The sequence below is a fragment of the Cyclobacterium salsum genome, from assembly GCF_010119245.1.
Taxonomy (GTDB): domain Bacteria; phylum Bacteroidota; class Bacteroidia; order Cytophagales; family Cyclobacteriaceae; genus Cyclobacterium; species Cyclobacterium salsum.
On record NZ_WNKG01000001.1, the window covers coordinates 612,349 to 638,455 of the forward strand.

The 26,107-nt window shown below is 47.7% G+C and carries 19 protein-coding genes; 5 read left to right on the forward strand and 14 right to left on the reverse strand.

Annotated features, from left to right (window positions below):
- Window positions 1-26 precede the first annotated feature (26 nt).
- From GJS45_RS02370 to GJS45_RS02395, 6 genes are all read right to left on the reverse strand, one after another.
- A complete protein-coding gene (locus GJS45_RS02370) occupies window positions 27-1,298 on the reverse strand; it encodes a mandelate racemase/muconate lactonizing enzyme family protein (protein ID WP_162339829.1) in 1,272 nt (423 codons plus the stop codon).
- Window positions 1,299-1,301: 3 nt separating this feature from the next.
- Window positions 1,302-2,246 carry an SMP-30/gluconolactonase/LRE family protein gene (locus GJS45_RS02375; RefSeq protein WP_162339830.1) on the reverse strand — a complete coding sequence of 315 codons (945 nt, stop codon included), beginning with the start codon at window positions 2,244-2,246 and terminating at the stop codon, window positions 1,302-1,304.
- Window positions 2,247-2,345: 99 nt separating this feature from the next.
- On the reverse strand, window positions 2,346-3,383 hold the full coding sequence (gene cydB / locus GJS45_RS02380; RefSeq protein ID WP_162339831.1) for a cytochrome d ubiquinol oxidase subunit II: 1,038 nt from the start codon (window positions 3,381-3,383) through the stop codon (window positions 2,346-2,348).
- A 6-nt stretch (window positions 3,384-3,389) separates the two neighbouring features.
- Window positions 3,390-4,772 carry a cytochrome ubiquinol oxidase subunit I gene (locus GJS45_RS02385; RefSeq protein ID WP_162339832.1) on the reverse strand — a complete coding sequence of 461 codons (1,383 nt, stop codon included), beginning with the start codon at window positions 4,770-4,772 and terminating at the stop codon, window positions 3,390-3,392.
- 160 nt (window positions 4,773-4,932) lie between these two features.
- Window positions 4,933-7,110, reverse strand: a complete 2,178-nt coding sequence (locus GJS45_RS02390; protein ID WP_162339833.1) for an acylase — start codon at window positions 7,108-7,110, stop codon at window positions 4,933-4,935.
- 405 nt (window positions 7,111-7,515) lie between these two features.
- Entirely contained in the window at window positions 7,516-8,499 is a 984-nt protein-coding gene (locus GJS45_RS02395; RefSeq protein WP_162339834.1) for a DUF4097 family beta strand repeat-containing protein, read from the reverse strand.
- A 313-nt stretch (window positions 8,500-8,812) separates the two neighbouring features.
- Here GJS45_RS02395 and GJS45_RS02400 point away from each other — a divergent pair, with 313 nt between their 5' ends.
- The 5 genes from GJS45_RS02400 to GJS45_RS02420 all read left to right on the forward strand — a co-directional run bounded on the left by GJS45_RS02400 (window position 8,813) and on the right by GJS45_RS02420 (window position 19,036).
- Complete coding sequence (locus GJS45_RS02400; protein WP_162339835.1) at window positions 8,813-9,127, forward strand: antibiotic biosynthesis monooxygenase family protein; 315 nt, start codon at window positions 8,813-8,815, stop codon at window positions 9,125-9,127.
- A 43-nt stretch (window positions 9,128-9,170) separates the two neighbouring features.
- The gene (locus GJS45_RS02405) at window positions 9,171-10,883 is read left to right on the forward strand and encodes an amidohydrolase (protein ID WP_162339836.1); all 1,713 of its coding nucleotides are present in this window, start codon (window positions 9,171-9,173) and stop codon (window positions 10,881-10,883) included.
- Between the two features lie 69 nt (window positions 10,884-10,952).
- On the forward strand, window positions 10,953-15,269 hold the full coding sequence (locus GJS45_RS02410; protein WP_162339837.1) for a CusA/CzcA family heavy metal efflux RND transporter: 4,317 nt from the start codon (window positions 10,953-10,955) through the stop codon (window positions 15,267-15,269).
- A 2-nt stretch (window positions 15,270-15,271) separates the two neighbouring features.
- On the forward strand, window positions 15,272-16,474 hold the full coding sequence (locus GJS45_RS02415) for an efflux RND transporter periplasmic adaptor subunit (RefSeq protein WP_162339838.1): 1,203 nt from the start codon (window positions 15,272-15,274) through the stop codon (window positions 16,472-16,474).
- Window positions 16,475-16,738: 264 nt separating this feature from the next.
- A complete protein-coding gene (locus tag GJS45_RS02420) occupies window positions 16,739-19,036 on the forward strand; it encodes a hypothetical protein (RefSeq protein ID WP_162339839.1) in 2,298 nt (765 codons plus the stop codon).
- An 18-nt stretch (window positions 19,037-19,054) separates the two neighbouring features.
- Here the strand turns inward: GJS45_RS02420 and GJS45_RS02425 are convergent, their stop codons facing one another.
- From GJS45_RS02425 to GJS45_RS02460, 8 genes are all read right to left on the reverse strand, one after another.
- Window positions 19,055-19,417, reverse strand: coding sequence for a type II toxin-antitoxin system PemK/MazF family toxin (locus GJS45_RS02425; protein WP_235954551.1), 363 nt, complete (start codon window positions 19,415-19,417; stop codon window positions 19,055-19,057).
- Window positions 19,392-19,622 carry a hypothetical protein gene (locus GJS45_RS02430; RefSeq protein ID WP_162339840.1) on the reverse strand — a complete coding sequence of 77 codons (231 nt, stop codon included), beginning with the start codon at window positions 19,620-19,622 and terminating at the stop codon, window positions 19,392-19,394. Before GJS45_RS02430 ends, GJS45_RS02425 begins: the two co-directional genes overlap by 26 nt.
- 366 nt (window positions 19,623-19,988) lie before the next feature.
- On the reverse strand, window positions 19,989-20,525 hold the full coding sequence (locus GJS45_RS02435; RefSeq protein ID WP_162339841.1) for a glycosyl-4,4'-diaponeurosporenoate acyltransferase CrtO family protein: 537 nt from the start codon (window positions 20,523-20,525) through the stop codon (window positions 19,989-19,991).
- A 91-nt stretch (window positions 20,526-20,616) separates the two neighbouring features.
- On the reverse strand, window positions 20,617-21,075 hold the full coding sequence (locus tag GJS45_RS02440) for a DUF1569 domain-containing protein (RefSeq protein WP_162339842.1): 459 nt from the start codon (window positions 21,073-21,075) through the stop codon (window positions 20,617-20,619).
- A gap of 104 nt (window positions 21,076-21,179) precedes the next feature.
- Window positions 21,180-22,559 (reverse strand): serine hydrolase, encoded by a 1,380-nt coding sequence (locus GJS45_RS02445; protein WP_162339843.1) that lies wholly within the window; start codon window positions 22,557-22,559, stop codon window positions 21,180-21,182.
- Window positions 22,560-22,805: 246 nt separating this feature from the next.
- A complete protein-coding gene (locus GJS45_RS02450; protein ID WP_162339844.1) occupies window positions 22,806-23,999 on the reverse strand; it encodes a hybrid sensor histidine kinase/response regulator in 1,194 nt (397 codons plus the stop codon).
- 4 nt (window positions 24,000-24,003) lie between these two features.
- Window positions 24,004-25,269 carry a PAS domain-containing sensor histidine kinase gene (locus GJS45_RS02455; RefSeq protein WP_162339845.1) on the reverse strand — a complete coding sequence of 422 codons (1,266 nt, stop codon included), beginning with the start codon at window positions 25,267-25,269 and terminating at the stop codon, window positions 24,004-24,006.
- A 608-nt stretch (window positions 25,270-25,877) separates the two neighbouring features.
- Complete coding sequence (locus GJS45_RS02460) at window positions 25,878-26,087, reverse strand: hypothetical protein (RefSeq protein WP_162339846.1); 210 nt, start codon at window positions 26,085-26,087, stop codon at window positions 25,878-25,880.
- Window positions 26,088-26,107: the final 20 nt, after the last annotated feature.

Below are 26,107 nucleotides of genomic sequence, written 5' to 3' on the forward strand. Positions count from 1 at the left end.
ACTTTTTTTCCTGCAGACTTACCGTGTTACCCGGTTACCACCCGGTGTTCCGCCACAAAATCCGGATCCAGCGTTACGCCCAGCCCCGGTCCCGTTGGAACGGTCACTTTGCCGCCTTTACTGGAAAGGCTGGAAGTTGGACTTTCCAGGGGGATTTCATTGTTAAATCCCTTGAATTCATGAAACGGTCCGGCATTGGCAACGGCCGATACAAAATGCATCATATACAGGTAGCCCAGGCCCGAGCCGGAAATATGGGGCGTGCAGGGCATTCCTTTCAAGGCCGCCATTTTTGCCACCTTCATGGAACGAACCATTCCCCCAAAATAGAAAATATCGGGCTGCACGATGTCCAGGGCATCCTCCTTGATCAGCCAGCGAAAGCCATGCATGCTGGGTTCCTGCTCCCCACCGGCTACCGGAATCGTTATCGCTTTTGTGACTTCCCGGGTTTCTTCGTACCAGTCAAACGGCACAGGTTCCTCGTAAAAATCATAGGCATATTCCTCCATGAGTTTACCAATGCGTATGGCCTCTTTCGGAGTGTAGGAGCCGTTGGAATCGGCGTAGATCACCATTTCCGGCCCAAAACGCTCCCGGACCAGCGGGATTAGGGCTTCGGTCCTTCCGGGAGGATAATCGGCATTGTGACTCATCCGGCCACCCACCTTGAATTTCAGGGCCCGGGCATCGGTTTCCCGGACATGCTTTTCAATCAGATCTATGGATTCCTCCGCCGATTTTCCCCGGTAATTATTGGCCTGGTACACGGCAATTTCCGGATGGTAGATGGATGCTGCCAGCAAGGACCCCATGCTTTTATGGGCCAATTTGCCCAGCAAGTCCAGAATGGCAAACTCCAGGGTGGCCAGGGGCACCCAGAAGGCCAGGTTTTGCAATTTGTAATTGCTCTGGTACACGTACACCTCCTCCAAAAGCTTTTCCCATTCCCGGGCATCCTTGCCGATAAAAAAGGGCTGAATGCGGTTGACAAAAATGGGGTACAGGTGCTTCATCTGCATGTTGTTGCTTACGGATAGCCCTTCGGCACCCTCTTTGGAGCGAACGCGACAGATAAAGTTATCTCCCTTGCGCAGCAATTCTACTGTCTCAATCCAGACCGGATCCTTTAGCTCGTCCAGACGCAACACGGGCTCGGCTAAAATTCGGTCCAGGGCCTCCTCCTGCCTGTCCGGTTCCGGCGCATTTTTTCCAGAAACGCCCGCAGGCAGGCCGGTCATACCGACTACTGCCCCCAGGGCAGAACGCTTGATAAATTTCCGTCTATTCTCTATCATAGTTTACTCGTTTCCGGCCACTTTTAATTCCACGGCATACAGACCCGTCCTTGCGGTCACAAAAAGCGTTTTCCCCTCCGGGCCTCCAAAGGCCAGGTTGGAGGGGGTTTCCGGGAAGCGAATAGTACCGAGATGCCGTCCATTGGACGCAAATACCAATACTCCTCCCGGCCCGGTGGCAAAGAGGTTGCCCTGCTTATCCACTTTAATGCCATCCGGATTCCCATTGCCAGACAGACCTGAGGCATTGAAAAAAAGGCTACCCTTGCCTACCTTCCCCCCTTTGCTAACGGGGTACTTCATGTATTTTTTGGGCCGGTCCGAATTGGCCACGTACAGCGTGCGCTCGTCCGGGGACAGGGCCAGCCCGTTGGGCCGGTACAGATCCTCGTCGATCAGGGTTGTCTTCCCTTTGTAAAAGCGGTATACTCCATAAATACCCAAGGTATCGCTGGCGTCTGCTGGCAGTCCATATGGGGGGTCGGTGAAGTAGATGGCTCCATTGCTGTGCACAATCAGGTCATTGGGACTGTTAAGCCGGGTGCCTTTGTATGCTGTTACCACGGCATCGTACTGTCCCTCCGGACTTAGCTGGCCAATCTTTCTGCCACCGTGTTCGGCCATCAGCAAGTTCCCTTCCGCATCGTAGGTCAGGCCATTGGAATTGTGGCTGGGTTCCCTAAAAACGCTTACTTGCTCTCCAGGCTTCCACTGATAGATGGTATTGGCGGGAATATCGCTAAACAGCAAATGACCTTCCTCCTTGTTCCAGACGGGCCCCTCGGTAAACCGAAAGCCATCTGCCAATTTTTTTATTTCCGCATCCTCGGCTACCAAATCCAGCAGGGCCTGGTCTTTTACGTCCAGGTTTTGACCAAAAACCGGGAGAAGAAATAGGAAGAAAAGAGAGAAAGAACTGATTAGGCGTAGGCGGGACGTTATTTTCATGGTTTTTGGGTTTGATGGTTCTAAAGGAAATATACAGGAATCCATCTAAAAGGCAATGGCCTACCGCTCAAATCATTTGGAAAAGAGGGAGGATGGCCTTCAATAACTCATCTCATCAATCTTCACTTTGCCGCGGAAGGTAAGGTACACAAAGGTCGTGTACCCAATTACCAGTGGTGTCCCGATGGCAGCAAAGGTCAGCATGATTCCCAGGGACTTGTCCGAAGCAGCGGCATTATAGACAGTGATGTTATATTGAGGATCCAACGTAGACACCAGCAGGTTGGGGTACAATTCGATCGCTACCAACACCAGCAACAAACTAATCGTCAGGGAAGAAAAAAAGAAAGCCTGCCCGTATTTCTTTTTACTCGACAAGCGGGGCACATTGGCTATACTCAAAAACACCAGCAGCGGAACGATAAATAAAACGGGTTGATCCCGAAACGTGTCGGACAGATGCGGAATGTAAATCAGCGTATACAGGGAGGTGATGCCAAAGCTCACCATAAAGAAAATCATGCCCTTTTTTAGTAAAACAGTTAGTTTTGCGTACATCCTACCTTCTGTTTTCAATAGCAGGTAGATGGCACCATGGCTCATCATCAGCGCGAGGGTAGAAATACCTACCATCAGTGCAAAAGGGTTCAGGAAGGTAAAAAAACCACCGCCCTCGTATTCAAAATTTTCCCCTATGGGCAAGCCCAGCAATACGTTTCCCAGCACTACGCCTAACAAAAAAGGCAAAACGATACTGGATACGGAATAGGAAATATCCCACATCTTCCGCCACCAGGCCATTTCCTCTTTGCCGCGAAATTCAATGGACACGGCCCGAAAAATAATGAACATCAAAAACAACATAAAAGGAATGTACATGCCGGAAAGCAAGGTAGCATACATCACCGGAAATCCGGCAAAAAGGGCTCCTCCGCCAATGACCAACCAAACCTCATTGCCATCCCATACCGGACCAATGGCATTCAGTGCCAGGCGCCGGCTTTTTTCCTGTTTGAAAAACAAGTGCCAGGCCCCTGCGCCAAAATCAAATCCATCCAGGATGGCGTAGCCCGAAAACAGGCCACCAACCACCAGAAACCAAAGTGTGGGATAATCGATACCGGCTAGTGTTTCCATCTGATCTTAGTTAGGTTTTGAAAATGATTGGGCGACTTCCCGTTGAAAGGGACGGTCATTGTCATCCTTTTCCTCATAGGGCCCATGTTTGATCTTTTTATTCAATAAATATAAAAATAAGAGCAACAACAGGGTGTAGATAAAGAAAAACATAATCAAGGAAAAAAGCACCTGATTTTCGGTGACCGATTTACTCAGGGCATCGCTGGTACGCAAAAGCCCATAGACCACCCAGGGTTGCCTTCCCATTTCTGCCGCAAACCAACCCACCTGGTTGGCTACCTGCGGCAGGATAACCGAAAAGGAAAAAACCCAGAGCAGGCCTTTGCTTTCGAACAAATCACCCTTGATCCACTTGTAACAGGCAAATAGGGTCAACGCAATCAAAAACATCCCAATGGATACCATAATGTGGTAAAACTGAAATACGGCGTTAATCTGAGAAGGACGATCTTCTTCCTTGAAGGCATTGAGGCCGGTAACCGGTGTATCGAAGCGGTAATCCAGCAGGAAGGAAAGCCCTCCGGGCACCTTTACGCCCCACACCTGTTGCGATTCTTTGTCTACCCATCCAAATAGGTACATGTCTCCGGGGGCAGCGGCTTCGAAATGCCCTTCAAAAGCCGCCAACTTGGCGGGCTGGTTCTCTGCCACGCCGTTTGCCGAACTGTGACCGGAAACCAATTGAGACAGGGAAAAAATAGTAGCTACTACCAGGGCGATGCGGAAGGCTTTTTTGGAGATATCCACAAACCTGCCTTTGCGCAGGTAGTAGGCATGCACGCTTAATACCAGAAAAGCTCCTGCCAGAAAGGCTCCCTGCCAGGTATGAATCAACCGGTCCATGCTGGAGGGGTTGAATACCATTTCCCAGAAATCGGTGATCTCAGCCCTGGCTTCCATCCCCTCGCCTACGACATGGAAACCGGCAGGTGTTTGCTGCCAGCTGTTGGCAATGACAATCCATACCGCTGAAAACATGGACCCCAAAAAGACGCCCATGGTAGCAACCCAGTGCACCCAGGGCTTTACACGGTTCCAGCCAAACAGCAGCACCCCCAGAAAACCGCTTTCCAGGGCAAAAGCAAAAATGCCTTCTGCCGCCAGCGCACTTCCAAACACATCGCCTACGTAGCGGGAGTAAGTGGCCCAGTTGGTGCCAAACTCAAATTCCATGACTATTCCCGTGGCCACACCGATACCGAAAGTCAGGGCAAAAATCCGGGTCCAGAATTTGGCCAGGATTTCATATTCTTTATTTCCCGTCTTCAAATACAGGGACTCCATGATCACCATGATCAGACCCAGGCCAATACTAAGGGGCGGGTAGATGTAATGGAAAGCTATCGTAAAAGCAAATTGAATCCGGGATAATATTTCTACATCCATATGCGGCAAGGATTGGTGAAAAGGAAACGCATACTCCTATACTAAATCCAGGTAACCTGTATTTTCTGGTAGGCCTCCTAAATCTCTGAAAATCTGCCGAAAAATCCACTTACACCGGCTGTAAATTTTCCTGAATTTTATCATGTATATCAGACCATCTTTACCTTTTCCCGGGATGATAGGTCTCTTCAGCCTTTTTTTCTACATCTTCCCGGTAGTAGGATACCTCCTTGAAGCTGCCATCGGCATACATTTGCGCCTGATCGTCAAAATGAGGGGATTCCGGATCACTGTTTTGCCCTCCGGCCAGCAGGCTTTTCGCCCGTACCTTTTCTCCAAATTCCACTGCTGCCACAAAGCTGTTTCCGGAGGAGCCGTAGAGCTTTTTAGTGTTTTCCCGGGCACTGGCACCAAAAGAAGCCAGGGCACCCCAGCGACCCGAGGCCAATCCAATGGGGAGGCTTTCTTTGGAATCATCATAGGCCAAATCTATATCCCCACTCAATCGTTGAAAGCGGTTGATCTCTCCCCAGGGCATTTCCCAGGAGCCAAAATCAGCTTCCAACTGCTCCACCGCTGCGTCAAAGGCCTCCAATACATCCTCCGCTTCATAATTCAATTCGTTCCCTTCCTTTTGGTTAAAAGGTATCAACCGATAAGGACTTCCAATCTGCCTGTTAAACCACAGGCCATAAAAATGAGCCAGGGACATGGCCACGGAACTTTCTCCAGTCTTATAGTCCCATTGTTTTAGAACTTCTATCGGAGCGGCTAAATCACTGTAAGACGCCCCGTTCGCCTCAAATGCCGCCAACAGCTCCGGAATAAGGTAGTCAAAGGCCGGCAGGTAGGGATCGTATCCGAGTGCAATCAAATCGTCCAGGGAAATCTCACTTGCCTGGGAAAGCAGGTCTACTGCATGGATGCCACGAAAATTCTCGGCATCGGGAGCCATGTAATAGGGATAATCCTCCTGTTTGGGACTGTAAGGGCCTGCCGCAGTAAAAGGAGTGGAATTGCAATTTTGTATCCATCCGGTTTGGGGATTGTGAATGACTATGCTCTCTGCTACCGTATGCAAACCCTGCCAGTCGGTTGCCGGATCGCTGCCATCCACCGGTCTTGAAAAATCAAAAGAGGTGTCCCTTTTGGGAATAAAATTCCCGTGAAAATAGGCAATATTGCCTTCAGCATCTGCAAAAACGGTATTGTTGGAAGAATTGGTCCGGATATCCATCATTTCTACAAATGCCTCGTAGTTGTCCAGTTTGGTGCGGGTAAAGCTTTGGATCAGCGCATTGACCGGATCCCAGTTGATTTTGGTGGCCACCCATTTGTCCTCCAACTGGTGGGTGACCGGACCGTGATGCGTACGGTACATGGTGAAGCTTTTTTCCTGCAATCCTTCCGGGGAACTATATGAAAGCGTAACAGGAATTTCCTCCACTGCCCGCCATTCATCTCCATAAGCATACTCATAGCCATTTTCGGCTTCCCTTACTTCTTCCAAAAACTCATCCATAAAATCCAGGCGGGTAGAGGTATGCATCCACCCGGTCTTTTCATTAAAACCCTGATAAACAAAAAACTGGCCCCAAGTAACGGCTCCATAGGCATTCAAGCCCTCCTCACTGGCCACATGGATTTCAGGGCGAAAATAAAAGGAGGTATGGGGATTGATCAGCAACAGGGCATTTCCCGATTCGCTCAGTTCTGGCGCAATGGCGATGCCATTGGAACCCTTAGGCTCTTCATAGGGATCAGGATGCAACAGTCCATCACCATATCCAGAATAAGCCAGGGCCATTTGATTTTCATAAAAGGCCTGAATCCGTTGGGTAGCGATCCGCTCAATGTCACCCCCAATGGATCCCTCGCTAAAAAACATGGGAAACCAGGGTTCATAGCGGGTCAAAACCTGCGGCGCTACTTCAGGGTGGGTTTCCAGGTAATAATTGACCCCGTCGGCAAACGCATCGCACAGGTCCTGAAGCCATTCAGGCGCCCCTTCATAAGCTGCTTTTGCCTCTGCCTCGGTCATGTATAACCGCGCTCGAAGGTCACTGTACAAGGCCTCCTCTCCTTCCAGTTCGGCCAGGCGGCCGGTTGCCCAGATATAGTTCCGTTCTACCCTTCTAAAGTCATCTTCACACTGGGCGTAAAGCATTCCAAAAACCGCATCCGCATCCGTGGCAGCATAAATATGGGGAATGCCGTAATCATCCCGGATGATGGTCACCCGTTCTGCCCGTTGTTCCAGGTCATTCGATTCGGTATGGACTGGAGCCTGGCAAGTCCATAACAACAGGGCCAGCAATGATAATTGTAATTTTTTCATGGTTGGTGGTTAAACGTTTCTAGTTAGAAGCCAAAAAATGATGCCCCCTATGGAATAGCGGCTGATTCCGGACCTCTTTTAATAGCATTCAATAATAGGCAAAAATCCAGTATCCGGCAATAAAATAACCAACACAGAACCATTTTTACGCCCAGGGTTTTAAAATAGGACTCCAAAACCTACTTATTTGCCTCAAAAAACAGTGACTATCCAAAAAATCACCTGTTAAACCAATGTTATATGGGGACTACTAAATTTTTCGAATGCGTACTTTTTTAACCCATAAGGCCAACAGCAGAGCGAAAGTGGTCTACTGTTGGCTACAGAAATACAGTTGTTTACCGATTTGTATGAATCAGCAGTTACGAAATGTATAGGTTCAGCTAAATATCAGGATAGAACCAATCAATTGACTATGGTAATATTACCTGAACTTACTTCTCCTTTAATGGTATGCGGTGAACCATTCCTGATAATCAGGGTTCCGGATGATTCACTCTCTCCAACTTTTGCCCGTCCGCTTCCAGTATGGATTTCGTAATTGAAAGCAGCCAAATTACTGTTGGTTTGTATGGAAATATTTCCAGAGGACGCTTTAAAGGAAGTATGTTCGCTTAACCCAACGTTGCTACCTGTCACTTCCCCGGAACTCACGCTTACCCTTCCCAAAGCCTGCACCTGATCCATGGTGATTTTTCCGGAACTCAACTTCACATTCAATAAACCGTTGATAGCCCTGAATGCCATATTTCCGCTGGATGTTTCTGCATCCAGGTCTCCCTCAATTTGTTCCAGATTCAGTTTCCCGGATGAAACGGATGCTATCGTGTTTCCTTCGATGTTTTCACCTACAACCTCACCTGAGCTTGCTGTAAGGTATACTTCCAGAGCGTCAAGATTTTTGGCGCTAACCCGGCCCGAATTCACTTCCAAATCAATTCTATCTCCCTCAACATTTTCGGCATGGACCGTGCCGGAACCTGCATGCATCTGTAAGGACATATGGGTCGGACCCGTGAGCCTGATGTGTCCCTCGGACCGGCCCATTCTCAGGCCATTGTGATCCAGGTTGACAATGAGTTTTTCACCTACCACCCGGTAGGCGATCGTCCCCCCATCCACATTGGACCGAAGTAAGGCATCCAGGGATACTTCCTCCAAATCAGGAGATCCGAGGTACTCCGCAGGAAGAAAGCCAGCATCCACTTCAATAGAACTGATGCCCACAAAGCTTTCCTCGATATCCGCCACGGTTTCCAACTGTGGATCCAGGCAAGAGGTAAAAATCAGCAGGCTGAGTACCAGGGATGCACTTACATTTAATTTTTTCTTGGAAGGAAAACTAAAGTTCCAATTCTTCTTTTCCCGTTTACCTTGTATTGTTTTCATTTGGTGATGTTGTAAATTTTTGTTTCTATCAAAAAGATAAATCCAATCTAATGCCAATTACCAAAATACCCCCAATCGCTGAAATATCAGGGGAAACCTTCGAAACATAGGTCAGAACTGTTCAAAAACGGACAAATTCAACACTTTTTCGGACAGCATAAAGGGTACATCAGGGCATCAATGCCGCTTATGTAACGAACAGGGTGTTACTCCAAATTGATTCTAAATTGGATGCTGGCCCTGTCTCATAAAGTAATTCTTAATATATTTAACCTAAAGTTTCCGATCCTTTCTATAACAAGGCAAACTACCCATGATCAGTGACAATCCCTCCACTCCTTACTATGCCGTGATATTTACCAGTATCAAAGATCCGGAAGCCGGGGAAGATTATGCGCAAATGGCCCGGGAAATGGAAGCATTGGTAAAAAATCAGCCCGGCTATCTCGGTCATGAATCCGCAAGAGAGGCCCTGGGAATAACGGTCAGCTACTGGGAAAGTCTGGAGGCCATTGCTGCCTGGAAAAACGAAACCCGACACCTACTCGCCCAACAGCTCGGTAAGGAAAAATGGTACCAAAACTACAAAATACGGATATGTAAAGTAGAAAGGGAGTATGGCTTATGAATCCCCCTTTTAACCATCATCAACCACTATTATTGATCCACTTATGACAACCAAACTTTATGCATTCCTTGTATTACCAGCCATCCTTTTGCTGGGCGCTTGTTCCGAATCCCCGGAAACCGCCACCCGGGTATTTACCGGCGGCATCCTTTACACGGTAAACGAAGACCAACCCACCGCCGAGGCCATGGCCATACAGGGAAATAAAATCATTTATGTGGGAGATCAGGAAGGGGTAAAACCCTATATCGGTTCTGAAACGGAAGTGATTGACCTGGAAGGAAAAACCTTGACACCGGGTTGGATTGAAGGACACGGACATTTTATGGGCCTGGGCTACAACGAACTGAACCTGGATTTATCCGCTACCAAAAGCTTTCAGGAAATCGTCGCTATGGTAAAGGAGGCTGCCGATCGGACGCCTGCGGGCGAGTGGATTACCGGTCGTGGCTGGCACCAAAGCAAATGGACCGAATCGCCGGGAAAACAAATAAATGGCTTCCCCTTACACCAGTCCATAAGCGAGGTATCTCCGGATAACCCGGTCTTTTTGTACCATGCCAGCGGTCATGCAGGATTTGCCAATGCCCGGGCCATGGAAATTGCGGGCTTAAATACCCTCGGAAAAGAACAATTAGGGGATCCCAACCACCAGGAAGGAGGGGAAATAATCCGGGATGAGAACGGAAACCCCACCGGTATTTTCAACGAAACCGCCATGGGATTGATTACCCGGCACATTCCTGCCAATAGCCCGGAAAAGGACCGACAGGCATTCGAACTGGCGATGGCTGCTTGCCATCGAAATGGCATCACGGGATTTCACGATGCGGGGATCGGTTCCAAAACGGTAGACTTATACCAACAAATGAAACGCGATGGGAAAATGAAACTCCGCATGTACGCCATGATCGCAGGAGGAAACCGGGAATTCCTGGACGAATGGCTGAAAAAAGGTCCTGAAATAGACAGCCTGCTTACCTTCCGTTCGATAAAGTTGAGTTGTGACGGGGCTCTGGGTTCCCGTGGAGCCTGGTTACTGGAGGAATACAGCGACAGACCTGGTCATTTCGGCCACGAAACCCTTCCCATGGAATACGTCTATGAAGTTTCAAAAATGGCCCTGGAAAAAGGATTTCAACTCTGCACCCATGCCATTGGAGACCGGGCCAATAAAGAAGTACTGGACCGGTACCAGGCCGCCCTGGAGGAGTTTCCCGAAAAACGCAACGAGCACCGCTTTCGCATCGAACATGCTCAGCACCTGCATCCGGATGATATTCCTCGCTTTGCGGAATTAGGCGTACTTCCGGCAATGCAGGCCATTCACCTCTCCTCAGACCGGCCCTGGGCCATCGATCGGCTGGGAGAAAAACGGATTAAAAATGGGGCATATATGTGGCAGGCACTCCTGCAATCCGGAGTCCCCATTATCAACGGAACGGACGTACCCGTAGAACCCATCAATCCCCTGGCTAATTTTTATGCCAGCGTGACCCGCAAAACCCTGGACGGAAGCCCCGAGGAAGGTTACGAAGCGGATCAGAAGATGAGCCGGGAACAAGCACTGAGAAGTTATACCCTGGATGCGGCTTATGGAGCCTTCGAAGAAAATATAAAAGGCAGCCTGGAAGTAGGAAAAGTAGCTGATTTTGTCGTTTTTGACCGAGATATCATGGAAATCCCGGAGGCTGAAATTCTACAGACACAAGTAATACTGACCGGGTTGGATGGGGAAATAGTCTTTCAACGATGACTTCTATCATGTCCTAAACGCGGCAAAATCCAATAAACTATTTTTAACTTGCAGCAAATTATTTTGTAAATGATACACCGAATAATCGCTTTCAGCGTAAAAAATAAATTTATTGTTCTTTTAGCGGTATTGGGCATGATCATTTGGGGAATGTTTTCCTTCCAGCGTTTGTCCATTGGATCTGTCCCCGACATTACCAGCAATCAGGTACAAATCATCACGGTAGCACGAAACCTGGCCACCGAAGAGGTGGAACAATTTATTACTTTCCCTATAGAACTTTCGGTGGCCAATTTACCCGGCGTGGAAGAAATCCGCTCGGTCTCCAAATACGGGCTGTCCACCATCACCGTGGTCTTTGAAGAAGGCATGGGCACCTATCTGCCCCGGCAATTGATCGGAGAAAAACTAGCACAGGCCAGCAAGGACATTCCGGCACATTTTGGCAGTCCGGAAATGGCACCCATATCCACGGGCCTGGGTGAAATCTACCAATACACCCTGGAGACAAAACCGGGCTACGAAGACCGCTATTCGGTGATGGACCTGCGAGAAATCCAGGATTGGTTGATAAAAAGACAGCTCACCGGCATCAAAGGCGTGGTGGAGATCAATACCTGGGGAGGTTACCTGAAGCAATACGAAGTGGCCATGCAGCCTGAAAAGCTCCGAAGCATGGACATTTCCCTTCTGGAAGTCCTGAAAGCCCTGGAGGACAACAATGAAAATGCCGGAGGGGCCTATCTGGAAAAAAACCAGACCAACTATTTTATTCGAGGCGAGGGCATGATCCAATCCCTGGAGGATATTCGGAAAATTGTCGTGGCCAATCGTGGAGGTGTGCCCCTGACCATTGCCGATCTGGCAGAGGTGCGCTTTGGATACGCCACCCGCTTTGGGGCCATTACGGGAAACGGAGAAGGGGAAAAAGTGCTGGGGCAGGTCATGATGCTGAAAGGGGAAAATTCCTATGCGGTGATCAAGAGCGTCAAAGAACGCATAGCTGAAATAGAAAAAATACTGCCGGAAGGGGTGTACATCAATGGGTTTCTCGACCGCTCCATGCTAATCGACAAGACCACCTCCACCATACAGGAAAACCTTATCCTGGGCGCCTTGTTTGTCATCTTCATTCTGGTCATCCTGATGGGCAATTTTCGCAGTGGTTTGCTGGTAGCTTCCGTCATCCCCCTTTCCTTGCTTTTTGGCATTTCGCTGATGAGTTTTTTTCGGGTAGACGCTAACCTACTGAGTCTGGGGGCCATTGATTTCGGAATTTTGATCGATGGTGCAGTAGTGGTGGTCGAGTATGTGGTCTACCAAATGAGCAAGAAATTTCCCGGCTTGAAAGGGAATGCCCAAAAGGAGGAGGTGGACAAGCTGGTCATTGAGAGTTCCAATCGAATGATGAACGCCGCCATTTTTGGTCAGATCATCATTTTGATTGTTTTCATTCCCATCCTGAGTTTCACCGGAGTAGAAGGAAAAATGTTTCAACCCATGGCATTGACCTTTATGTTTATTCTGGCAGGAGCCATGATTCTCTGCCTGACCTATGTGCCGGTCATGGCGGCCCTGTTTATCCGCCCTTCAAAAGATGAAAAAGGTACGCTTTCCGCCAAGATTATCCGGACCGTCCACGGTTGGTACGAGCCGGTATTGATACGTGCCCTAAAACATGCGAAGTTTGTTTTAATTACGGCCCTGATTGCATTTGGAATCAGCCTGTTTATTTTCTCCCGGCTGGGTGGAGAATTTTTGCCCACGTTGGACGAGGGCGATTACGTGATCCAGCCGGTATTGAAGCCGGGCACTTCCCTGGCCCAGACCATTGAGATCACCACCAAAATCGAGTCCATTCTGCTGGAGAAATTTCCCGATGAGGTGGACCAAGTCGTCAGTAGAATCGGAGCGGCGGAGATCCCCACGGACCCCATGTCCATGGAGATGTCGGATATCATCATCAAGCTAAAGGACCCGGACGATTGGTCAAGGGTGGATTCCAAAACAGCCCTGGCAAACCTTATGACCGAGGAGCTCTCTGTTTTACCGGGTATCACCTACCAGTTTACCCAGCCCATCGAAATGCGCTTCAACGAACTGCTCACGGGGGTGCAATCCGACCTGGCCATCAAGATCTTTGGAGAAGACCTGGAAACCCTGTACCGCTACGGCCTGGAGGCCGCTGACATTATAAAGGATGTGGAGGGAATCGACAATATCAAGGTAGAACAATTGGTAGGACTGCCCCAGATTTCCATCCGCTACGACCGGGAAAAGCTGGCCCTCTATGGCCTCAGCATTGCCGATGTTAATCAGGTAATCCGTACCGCCTTTGCCGGCAGCAGCGTAGGTACTATTTTTGAAAACGAACGCCGCTTTGACCTGGCCCTGCGTCTGGATAGGGAGACGGTAAGCACCGAGGTGGTAAACGAGTTAAGTCTGCCCCTGGAAAACGGGGAAAAAATATTATTGAAACAAGTGGCTGACATCAGCTTTCAGTCGGGGCCCGCGCAGATATCCCGGGACGACACCAAAAGAAGGATTGTGTTGAGTTTAAATGCCAGCGAGAGGGATGTGGAATCCATTATTACCGATGTGCAGGCATTGCTGGATGCTGAGTTGGATTTGCCCACGGGCTACTCCATTGAATATGGGGGGCAGTTTGAAAACCTGAACCAGGCCCGGGACCGCCTGATCAAGGTGGTGCCGCTTGCCTTGTTGTTGATTGCCATTATGCTTTACTTTACTTTTCATTCTGTTTCTGAGACGATCATGGTATTCTTGTCCATCCCCCTGGCGGTAATTGGTGGAATTGTGGCGCTATGGATAAGGGGCATGCCCTTTAGTATTTCCGCAGGTATCGGTTTTATTGCTTTGTTTGGCATCGCAGTGCTCAACGGCATTGTGTTGATCAGTTACCTCAATGACCTGGAAACTAGCGGAGAAACCGATATACGCAAAAGAATCCTGAAGGGCTGTAAAAACCGTTTGCGGCCGGTACTTTTGACTGCATCCACCGATATCCTGGGATTTATTCCCATGGCGCTATCCACTTCTGCAGGAGCGGAGGTGCAGCGGCCCATCGCCACGGTAGTAATAGGTGGGCTGATCACCGCATTTTTTCTTACCCTGATCGTCTTGCCGGTGGTCTATTATGTAGTAAAATCGAAGAAAGTTCAGGGCTTTCGCCCCGGCAAAGCGCTGACGGCACTGGCGATACTGCTTGGGATTCCCTTTCTAAGCCCTGCCCAGGAGGGCCCTATAGATCCGGAAGCGGCCTGGTCCATGGCACTGGAAAATAATTTTGAATTGGCTGCCGCCAGAATATCATTGGAAAACAGTCAGGTCCAAACCAAAACTGCCTGGGATATTGCCCCATCCCTATTCTTTATCGGAACGGAGGAAAACCAAAGAAACCTGGAGGGAGATGGGGTAAACTCTTTCGGGTTCCAACAGTACATTGATTTTCCCGGAGTCTATGTTTCCCGAAAAAAGGTACTGGAAAAGGAAAGCCTAATCACAGAGGATCTGTATGACATCAAGACCCTAAACCTGAAAAAACAACTGTATAAAGCTTGTTACCAGTTGGAGTACCTGGTCAAAAAGAAGGAACAATATTATGGATTTGATTCCCTGTATCAAGAACTGTATAAGGCCTCCGAAAAGCGGTATGCCGCTGGCACGACCAACCGACTGGCCATGGTCATGGCAAGAGCCCGGTCTGAAAAAGTCCGTATGGCTTATTCTCAACTGGAGCAGGAAATCCAAATTGTGTACCGGCAAATTCAGGAAGTGGTACAGTCCCCGGATACATTGCAGCTCAAGAGCCCTCCGCTGACTATGGCATTCGCCGAATTCCCCGACCTGGAAAATCATCCTTCTTACGGCTATTTGATGCATCAAAAAGAACGTTTTGAAGCGGAAAAGAATCAGATGCAAAACAAATTGCTCCCCGGATTCTATGTACAGTACATGTTCCAGAAAGTTGATGGCGTCAGCGGTTTTTTCGGTTATCAGGCAGGCATACAGGTTCCCCTGTGGTTTGGACCCTCCCGGGCAAGGGTACAATCCGCCCGCCTGTCCGTCTACCAATCGCAAAACAAAATCAATGATTTAGGTATCCGCTGGGAATCAGCCATAAACCAGAAAAAAACCAGGCTGGAAATGCACCTCAAAGAGTTGGATTACTATAACCAGGAGGGGCTACCGATGGCGGAAGAAATCATCAACACGGCTCATAGAAGTTTTGACCAGGGGGAAATTGATTACCTGGAGTACATCCGCAGCCTGGAATATGCCAGCGAAATCCAAATGGATCACCTGGATCTCTTGAACGAATACCATCAAACCCTTATTGACATTCACTATTTTAACCTGCCATGATATTGAGTAAAACGAGAACGCCAGCCGGAGAGCTGAATATCAAACTATCGAACCTTTTCCTCCTATTACTACTTGTGAACGGACTGATGGCTTGCAAGGAGGATACACGTACCACGGAAGGAAATGAGGAATCCATGGAACACAGGGAAGCAACGGTTCAGTTGACTCCCGAACAAGAGGTCATTACGGGCATACGTCGCGGAACTTTCGTCAAACAGCCCCTGACCAACCTGGTGAAAGCACCCGGATTTATCGACTCCCCTCCCCAGTACAAAGCCACCATCAACTCCTTTACCACGGTCTTTGTCGAAAAAATCCACTTTATTGTGGGTGATCCGGTGAACAAAGGCCAGGTAGTAATCACCGCTTCCAGCCCTGAATTTGTATCCATGCAGCAGGAATACCTGGAAACCCTCAGCAGCCTCGCCAACCTGGAAAGCGATTTTGAACGAAAACAAAGCTTGCGGGAGGATAACATCTCTTCCCAAAAAGAACTGGAAGAAGCCCGGGCGGCATTTCAGGCAGCCAGGGCCAAAAAATCCGCCCTTCAAAACAACCTGAAACTGATGGGAGCGGACATTTCTTCCCTGGAACAGGGTAACCTACAGTCAAAAGTGCTTTTAAAAAGCCCGATTTCGGGTAAAATTTCCGCTTTGCAAACATCTGTCGGGCAGCACAGTGCGCCGCATGAGGTGCTGATGGAAGTGATCAACAGCGAACACCTGCATGTGGAGATGAACGTATTGGAACAGGATATTCCCAGGGTGATGGAGGGACAGGCGGTGACCTTTACCTTACCTGATTTTAAAGAGCAATTGTTTTACGGGCACGTTTACCGAAAAGGAAACACCATAGATCCCAAAGGCCGGTTTGTGCAGGTGCATGCGCATTTGGATACTGAAAATGATTCCTTCCTGCCGGGAATGTATATCAATAGTTATATAGTAGTGAGCCAGGATTCTGTATGGACCGTACCTTCCGGATCTATTGTCCATGAAGGAAGCGAAACCTTCCTTTTTGTATTACAGGATAGCAAGCAGGAAGGGAAAGTTTATCAACGAAAGCAGGTTCGAACCGGAATCGAAGCCATGGGCTACACCGCCATCATGAACCCAGACGAAGCCCTATTTAAAGATAGTGTGGTGGTGGCGGGCACCTATTATTTATCCAATGCTCTGAACGAAGCCGGAGGGCACGATAACTAAATCAATCAAAGCTAATATCCGGTAAAGCCTTATCCTGGATCAATTGACTGATAAAGCCTGTATGAGCAAAGCCCATCCGAATACCATGCCATACGTAATTTTTTCTGGGTTTTACCTTTCTTGCATCAAGTCGCACCGGTTCTGATTCACCTACCGGTAGCCACCGTCTATCAGGATTCGGGTCTTCCGAATGGCCCTTTTCTGAAAGAAGCGGTATAGGATATAGAGCGCATCGTCGCAGACCCAATCACAAAAATTTATTCCATGATTCAATCGCTGAAATTTTATTCTTTTGGTCTTCTTTTATCTGTCTTTGTTTTGCCCCTGGCGGCCCAGCAAACCCTTTGGGAACCGGTAGCCGATAAGGTATTTCTCCAGGAAAAAAGTGAAATCCTTACTACCCCCTCGGCCGTCACACAGGTAGCCATTTTGTCTGGTCGTTCCTATGCCGTTTTGGATGGAAAGCTTCGGGAATTAAAAGCGAACGGACTCCAGCCGGTACCCGGCAGTCCGGCGGGAATAAGCAAAATGGAGGTGTTGGACGATACGGCCTGGGTGATGGCTTCCTCCGGATTTTACCGCTTTGCCGACGATTCCTGGGAGAAACTCAGTGAAGACAGCTTTGTGGATGTTTGTCTGCATCTGGGCAAGGTCCATGCGGCCACCCGTGATGCCATTTATGTCTATGAGCAAGGAAATTTGACCGATATTGAGCCCGAAGGGGGCTACCTGTCCAGTGACGTGACCATGCTGATGGAGGATGGCACCCAGCTACTGGCCGATCCGGTGAAATTGGGTCCTATCACGTCCATTGCCAGCTACAGCGGAACCCTGCATGTCCTTCGACCCGGGCAACTGGTGCAGCTTTCCGGCAAGGTGGTCAACGAGCACCTGATCGACTGGGGCAATCTGCCCTCCAAAAATACTGGTGAATTGCTTTCCATGGGTAGCCGGTTGTTTATCAGCACGGACCGGGGATTAGGTGTTCTCCGGGGTGCTTCCCTGCAATCCATCCAGGGAGCCGATGGACTTCCGGTGGAAGAAACCCGGCAATTGGTGCAAGGGTTTGACCGAGATGTATGGATCGGCACACCCAGAGGAGCGATACGGATGCTGGACGAGGACTGGCATTATTTCGGTGCCGACCACTGGCTGCCGGACAACCGGGTCAATGACATAGCCGTGGCCGAAAACGAAGTGCTTGTGGCCACGGAAGGCGGCATTGGGATGATCCGCTACGAACCATTTACCCTGAGGAAAAAGGCTGACCACTACGAATACTGGTTGGAAAATTGGGGCCATAAGCGCATGGGCTTTATCCACACCATCCGCGATTACCAGGGGAAATGGGTACGTGAAATCAGCGATAACGACGGTGCCCATACGGCCACCTACCTTTCAGCCATGAGTTATAAATACGCCGTAACAGGCGAAGAAGCCGCCCGAAAAGAGGCGGTGGATGCTTTCCAGGCCATGTTGTGGCTGGAACGAATTACGCCAATAGATGGCCTGATCGCCCGCTCCATCTGGTCCCGCAAAGGAGACAAAGGCACTATGGGCCAACGGGGCTCCGGCGGCTTGCCGGCCAAATGGAATGCCACGGCAGATAGCCTCTGGTACTGGAAAGGCGATGCCTCCAGCGACGAGATCATCGCCCATTTCTACAGCGTTTCCTTGTTTCATGATCTGGCGGCTGAAGGCAAAGAAAAAGAACTGGCCAAAGAACACATGCGCCGCATCGCCGGATACATCATGGAAAACAACTGGGTGCTGATCGATGCCGATGGGCAACCCACCCGCTGGGGACGCTGGAATCCGGAGTACCTGCTGCGCCCCTACGGCTGGTCCGACCGGGGCGTGAACGGGCTGGAAGCATTGGCTTTTTCCTATTCCACCTATGCACTGACCGGAGAAGAACGCTTCAAGAAGGGATACCAGCAATTGGTAGACTGGGGCTATGCGGAAAATACCATCAAGCAGAAAAACACCTTCCCTCCTTCCCAGATTGCCCCCTGGGATGACAACCTGGCCTTTGAAGCCTACAATACCTTGCTGCGCTATGAGAAGGATCCCATACTACGCTCCTTTTACCTGAGAAGCCTGGAGCGCACCTTTGAAATCAAGCGCATGGAGAAGATCCCCTGGTTTAACTTTACCTACGCCGCCATGACCGGCAATGATGCGGATTTGGAAGCGGCCGTGCAACACCTGCGGGAATGGACCCTGGACGCTATCGAACACAATTACCGCAATTCCCACCGGGACGATTTATTTGTGGAGGAGGGCTACACCTCCTATGAAGGCGGGGTAAAAGCCATTTCTCCCCGGGAAGCGGCGGTCACCCGAGGTGCCAGAAGGGCCATTGTGTTGGATGGCGGTCAAAACAGCAAGCGCATCATGGAGCCGGTGGGCTTTATCCGGGATTACTGGATGGGCCGGCACTACGGCCTGATCCTGGCCCCTGAAACAAGTGATCCTAAATTGTTGGAGGTAGATAAACGTTCAGGGGAAAAAGTTGGAGCGGCGCCTTATGATGGGCCGGACCGGCCGGATTTTCTGTAAAATCCTTGGTAGTTATTCTTAGTCAAGATCAAGGACAATACGAATATTTTCCCTAACCTGAACCGTTAATTCATCTGGTAATGTACCCAGCCTTTTGGTAAGCCTTCTATTATCTATTGCCCTAACCTGGTCAATCATAATATCACAGGGTTGATTCAGATTTGCAACACCCTTATTCAAATGAACCCTTAAAATCTCCACATCTTCTCGCACGTTTGTTGTGATTGGACAAACAACCGTAGATGGATGAGGGATTTTATTAAGAAGGTTCGTTTGAATGACCAAAACGGGCCTTTTCTTTCCCGGTTCCGTTCCTATCTGAGGATTCAGGTCTGCAACCCAGATTTCAAATTGTTTAATCGGCATAATCAATGGCTTCAAAATCCCTGAGGATTTCCATCGAATCCGCTTTTACCAGGTTTGATTCAATTTTCAACTTCTTCTCAAGAAGCTGCTTACGTTGAAATTTATTATAAAAGGCGATTGCTTCGTTAATGTAACGATTCCTGGGTTGCTTCATTCGCTCACGTATTTTTTCTGTTTCACGAAAAACCAGGTCGTCAATTTTAAGGGATATATTCTTCATGATAAATTTTTTATATCACAAAAGTATATATTATTAGTATATCATTCAAGTATTAATTATCTATGTCAACACAACGGGTTTTGGTCAGGGATGTAATTCCCTGAAGTAATTTCCATACCATGCTGACATGATGCAATTTTTTCATTTCTTTAACCCAGCTGTGAACAAGCTAAAGAAACCTTTGATGAAAAAACAAGCACTTCCAGTGTGGGAACTAGCTGGACATCCAAAAGACTTTGCGAACGGGATCGTATTGTGGCATTCGGTTACTTTCAATGGCTACAGACCTGAGCTAAAAACTGGGATCGCTGACTGCCATTTTACACTTAGGACGAATCTTCAAACATAGGTTACCCTCCCATCGATTTACGCCAAAACACGCCTTAGCCTGGGTCGGTTATACCGCTGCACTGCGATGGGGTAACCGTTCAATACGACATTCAGAAAAAAGAGCCAAAAGGAATCCCTGATGCCCTGGAGCAACGCTACTGCGATGCCAAAAACCGATACCACAATGAAAATGATGAGGTGGCCAAATTCCGATTGGCGGGTTTGGTATTCCAATTTTTCTAAGGCAGTCCGGTTCTTTTTTACCGGGTTGGAGGCCCTGCTGAGTTTTTCCCAGCCAATCCATACCAGCAACTTCCTGAAAACATCCACCCCGAGCCATCTATATACCGTTCCTCCTGCTTCCCAGTTTTTGGTTGCAAAATAGCTTGATTGCAGTGGGGGTTGGAAGGTTTCGGTGTAGGCCATTGAGGCCGTCATCAACAGGAAATTTACAACCCAAGCAAACACGAAGGTATGCAGGCCCTGCCAACTAGCTATCCCCACCGTGCTGGCAGCGACAAAAAGCCAGGTAAAACCTACGAATGCGTATTTTTTGAGACCTTTCTTTTCCATAGAGCCTGGCGGATCAATTAGTTAAGGGTGGCCAAATCGTTTTCAGGAAACGGCGGTAAACCCGAATGGAATCTCCTACTGCCTGACATTGTTACACCCCAAATTGCCTCAGGTGGTGGTCCAGGTGCTTGTAAAACATATTATTCCATTCTTCTTTGGACAACTTGCCGAAGGACAGGGATTCCCTTCCATCAAAATGACTTTCTCCCAACGCTACGGTTTTGTGCAAGTACTGGATCAGTCGTGCTTTCTCTTCCTCAAAATCCCGCTCATCTGCGATGATAAACGCCGGTGCCGTCCGAACATTCTTCTTGTAAGGGGTTTCGTTCACCACCATTTTTTTGACAAAGGCTTTGAGGATTAATCCCATGAAGAAATTGGGTTTGGGATGCTTGTTTTCATAAGCCATCTCATAGGTGACGTTGCAATGCGCCAGCATTTGAGCCACACTCATTTTTCCCCATTGTGGCTGGGTACTGGGTGTCAGGGAGTCAATCCTCCGGATCAGCTCCGCTGTTACTTCTTTGTCGAAAATAGTGGGAAAAGCCATCTTAAGTTTAATTGGTTTCAATTTAACGTATTTGTAAGGGTGCCGACCCATAAATCAAACCGCACAACCCGCATTAAATATACCTGAAAAACAACAGAAATTCACTAATCCACCTTCTTGCCAGGCATTTTTTGTCCACCCTGAAAAAGGGTCAGGCTTTCTACCACACCGTTTTTGCTTTGAAAAGAAATGCTTGCTTCCACCACAGTCAGGTAAAATTTAGTCTGGCTTTCCGGAAAAATTTCAAACCGTGGCTGATCGGTACCCTGCACAAACAACTGCTTCCCTTCTTTGGAAATGCTGATCATAAAATCAGGCGTTAACTCGTAAACCCCCACATACCGTTCAAGGATAGATTCCGGTACATCCACGGCCTGATTCTTGGACTTCACGTTCACTAATTGCGAACTTGGATTGAGTAAATGGAAGCCAATATCACTCGAATCCATGGATGAATTGGTAAAAAGAACCACACCAACACCGGTTTCTTTGACGAATCCGGCAAATGTCCTGTAGCCGCCGGTACCCCCACCGTGCCAGATGACATCTCCAAACTTACCACTTCTATAATTCCAAGCCATGCCCACTTTCCTACCTTCCGCTTTGCGGTGCCTGACTTTATGAGATAAGGCCATTGCTTCCTCTAAGGGACTTTCTACGTAACCCAAATTGGCAGCAATAAAGGTCGCCATATCGGAGGTGGAACTTCTGATCGCTCCTGCCCCGGCAAGCGTGGGGATGTCCCAATTTTCAACCACAGTGCCTCCGCTATGTCCTAAGGCAAGATTTTTCTTCATTCGATCCGTCAAGGCGATTCGTGTGTCCTCCATTTCCAATGGATCGGCAATCGTCTGCACCATCAATGCTTCATAGGTATTGTTTCTATTCAGGGCCAGCAGGTGACCCAAAAGTCCCTGGGCAAAATTGGAATACTCGTAATTTGTACCCGCTCTCCTCCCGGGCTTATAGTCTGAAATAAAAGCATACATCTGATCTACCGTGTAGTCAGCATAAGGATTTTTAGGATTTGATGGGGTAGAATTTTTCGGCATCAAGGGGAATCCAGAGGTATGGTCCGTAAGATGGCCAAAGGTAATTTCTTCTTCCCCTATCGCAGCGGCTTTTATACCCTCCGGTAAAAAGTTGTTGATCTCATCCTCCAGTTTAAGGTCTCCATCCAACACTTGTTGGGCCAGCAGAATCCCGGTAAATACTTTGGAAATGGATCCTATTTCATAGACGGTATGCTCATCTACCGCCTTACCATCTTTGGAAGTTTTACCAAAATTATGGTAGGTTATTCCAGCAGAGTCAATTAAAGCAATTGCCATGCTTATCGTGCCCCCATTCGCTATCCGTTTTTCGATGGTGGCTAAGACTTCAGGGGGAAGTGTTTTTAGCGTTTTCTTACCCGAAGTAGGCTGACATTGAAAGATGGAAAAAGCTACCAGAAGAATAAAAAGGGTGACCTTAAAGCGGTTCATTGATATTTCTATTTTAAGGGTTCAATTAAAATCTATCCTTTATCCAAAATTTCACCTCCCTAAATTAATCATTTCAGTCAAGGAATCAAGTAGTTAATGCCATTTTGAATAGTTAATCTAGATTCTTTATCTGGTCGAATACAATATAAACAAATGGATATTTAAATGAAACAACACACCATTTCACGCTAAGACCGCAACGAAACGCTGAGAAGGCTGCGAGAGGCAATCCATGAAACATGACAATTAGATTGCCCGATTGTCTTTGGGCAAATAAAAGCTGAAGCATGAACCTTCGCCAAATTTGCTCTGCGCCTGAATGATTCCCCCGTGCAACGCTACGATTCGTTTGCAAATAGAAAGTCCTAACCCATTGCTTTTTTCCGATCCGGTGGGTAAGGTACTCGTTTTTTGAAAAGCAGAGAAAAGTTTGTCCATGTCTTCTTCGCGAATACCCTGGCCCTGATCAAAAACGCTGAAGTATAGCTGACCTTCCTCCAATTCGACCACTAATCGCACCGTTGTATCCCTATGCGAATACTTGATTGCATTGCTTAGCAAATTATCCAGAACCTGTTCGACCCGTTGGGGGTCGAAGGTCCACGAATCCGGACCATCGAATTGCAATTCAAGCAGAATGTCTTTCTTCTCCGCAGACCGCCGGTTCAACCGTATCACCTTGTCAAGAAATCCTTTTAAAAACACTACTTTTTTCTCAAGAACAAGCTGCCCCGTCTCGATTGCAGAAACATCAAGCAGATCATCAATCAATCGCAGTGATTTCTCAGCTAGCTCATCTATAAGTTTAAGAAACTCTTTCCTTGTTGCGGTATCAGTCGAATCTTCGGCAATCACATCATGGCACATCTTGATGGTTCCAAGGGGTCCTCTGAGATCATGAGCCACCATACCAATCATATGGTCCTTCTCCTTGTTGAGCTTAGTCAGTTCAATGGTGCGTGCTTTGACCCGCTTCTCGAGATCCTTGTTTGCTTCCTGCAATTGGTTCACAAGTTCCTTATTACGAACAATTAAATTGTGTCGCTCAAAGGCTTCGCGAACGATTGTATCAAGCTCAAGGGGATCCCAGGGCTTGGAAATATATCGAAAGATATTCCCCTCATTTATGGCTTCAATTACTGACTGGATATCGGCATATCCAGTCAACAAAAGGCGAATGGCCTCCGGATAGTCATTTTTTACTTCATTAAAAAAAGCTGAACCGTTCATACCCGGCATCCGCTGGTCGGAAATAATGACCTGAATTGGATGTGCTTTCATCAATTCGAGTCCTTCCTTGGCACTGTGGGCGATATGAACCTGGTAATTTCTGCGAAATTGCCGTCTCAATGAACTGAGTATCGAAGGTTCATCGTCAATGATAAGTAAGTTGTCGTCCTTGTCACTATTTTTATCGATTTCAGTGCTATTTTCATTCATGAGTTCATGCGTTTTTAGGTAAACTGATGGTGAAGGAGGTTCCTTTTCCAACTTCACTGTCAACGGTGATTTTTCCATTATGGCCATCTGAGATAATCTTGTAGGCAATCGACAGTCCCAAACCGGTTCCTTCGCCTACTGGCTTTGTCGTAAAAAAAGGATTGAAGATTTTCTCTTGAGTAGCCGCATCCATCCCGATACCATTGTCCGTAAAGGTTAAAATCAGCGCATCTGTCGTTTCTGAACCTTTAATTTCGAGGCGGCCATCCTCTTTCACCGCCTGAGCCGCATTCATGATCAGGTTAAGGAAAACCTGATTCAATTCAGACGGGCGGCATTTAATCGGGGAGAGATCATTAAGCTGACAGTCTATTACCAAACGATTCCTAACAACGGACCCTGCAATCTCCAGCGTACTCTCGATACACTCTTTCATTGATGCGATCTTCTCGTCTGCTTCATCCAGCCTGGAGAAATTACGTAGGCTCCCAACAATACCCTTGACTCTCTTCAACCCGTCGATTGAACTATTAATCAAATCATCAAGATCCTCCGAGATAAAGTCCACATCTGCCTCTTGGCTAAGTTTCCTGGCCATTACTTTCAAATCCTCATTGCCGGAGGTGTCAACAGCCATATTTAATTGTTCATAAGCATCTTTCAGGTCTTCAGCCATCTGTTTGAGCGCATGCATATTGCTTGCAACAAAAGCCACTGGATTATTTATTTCGTGTGCAACCCCGGCCACCATCTGCCCTAATGCGTTCATCTTCTCCGAATGGATCAGCATCGATTGCGTTTCCTTAAGCGTCTCCAGGGTCCTTTCCAGCTCAATTTGCTTGGCGGCCGTTTCCCTACGCGCCTCCTCCCTGTCTGTTACATCGTTTTGAACGCCAACAAAATGAGTAAGCTGGCCCTCTTTGTCTCGAATCGGAGAAATGATTAAGTCATTCCAGAAAAAAGTGCCGTCTTTACGGAAATTTTTTATCAGTACCTGGCAGTGATTACCTGAATCCAGCGCCTCCCGAATAATATACCTGGCTTTCTGATCACGATTTTCACCCTGAAGGAATCGACAGTTCTTGCCCACAACCTCCTCCTCCAAATAACCACTCATTTCACAAAAAGCCCGATTCACATAAATCAACGGCATATCCGGTTTACGTGCATCCGAAATAGAGATACCACAACTCGTAGACTCCATGGCTGCATCATGAAGTTTCAGCTCTTGTTGGATAACGTTATAATCCTGGGATTCATGTTTTTTCATAATGCCTTATCATATTTTATAGCCTCAAAATTTCCACACCTAACTCCAAAGAACTCACTACTATACTATTAGGATGACATTACAAATATAGTGATGATGCATCATTACCTACGGCGTACTCCGTATCTATCTCCTTTTTTTCATCACCAATACAATAGCGGATTGCCCAGTAAACAGCATCATAATAAAGCTCATTCCAACTAATGCCCACTTTCTTTCTAATACCAACCCAAAGTTTGATTGAATTTTTGAACTACTCACCTTAGGAAGATTTACAAATTGTCAAAACATATATCAAGTGACTGATTTACAGTAGGTTTAACCTGAAGAATAAATGTCTTAATAAATGAACAGAATCAAAGCCTGATAATTTTTTCTTCCAAAATAGATCTCATGATTTAAATGTCGTGCAATTTCACCCCACAATTTTTTTAACATACCAAAGTTATTTATTCATGAACAATGAGCCCGAAAATAGCTGTTTAAGGCTTTCTGTAACGTTTAAATAGCTCAAAAACCAAAGGACTACCCGTAGGTGTAGGCTTGACACCAGAATGGATAGTAAATAAAAAAGGCCAATATACAAGCCCATATCACATGTTCAATTTTTATGCTTGGGGAACCCCAAATTGGGTCAGGTGCTGGTCCAGGTGCTTGTAAAATAGGTTGTTCCACTCTTGTTTGGACAACTTGCCGAAGGACAAGGATTCCCTTCCTTCGAAATGGTCTGCTCCCAACTCCAAGGTTTTATGCAAGTACTGGATCAGTGGCTCTTTTTCCACAACAAAATCCCGCTCATCCGCGATAACTATTGCCAATGCCGTTTGAACGTTCTTCC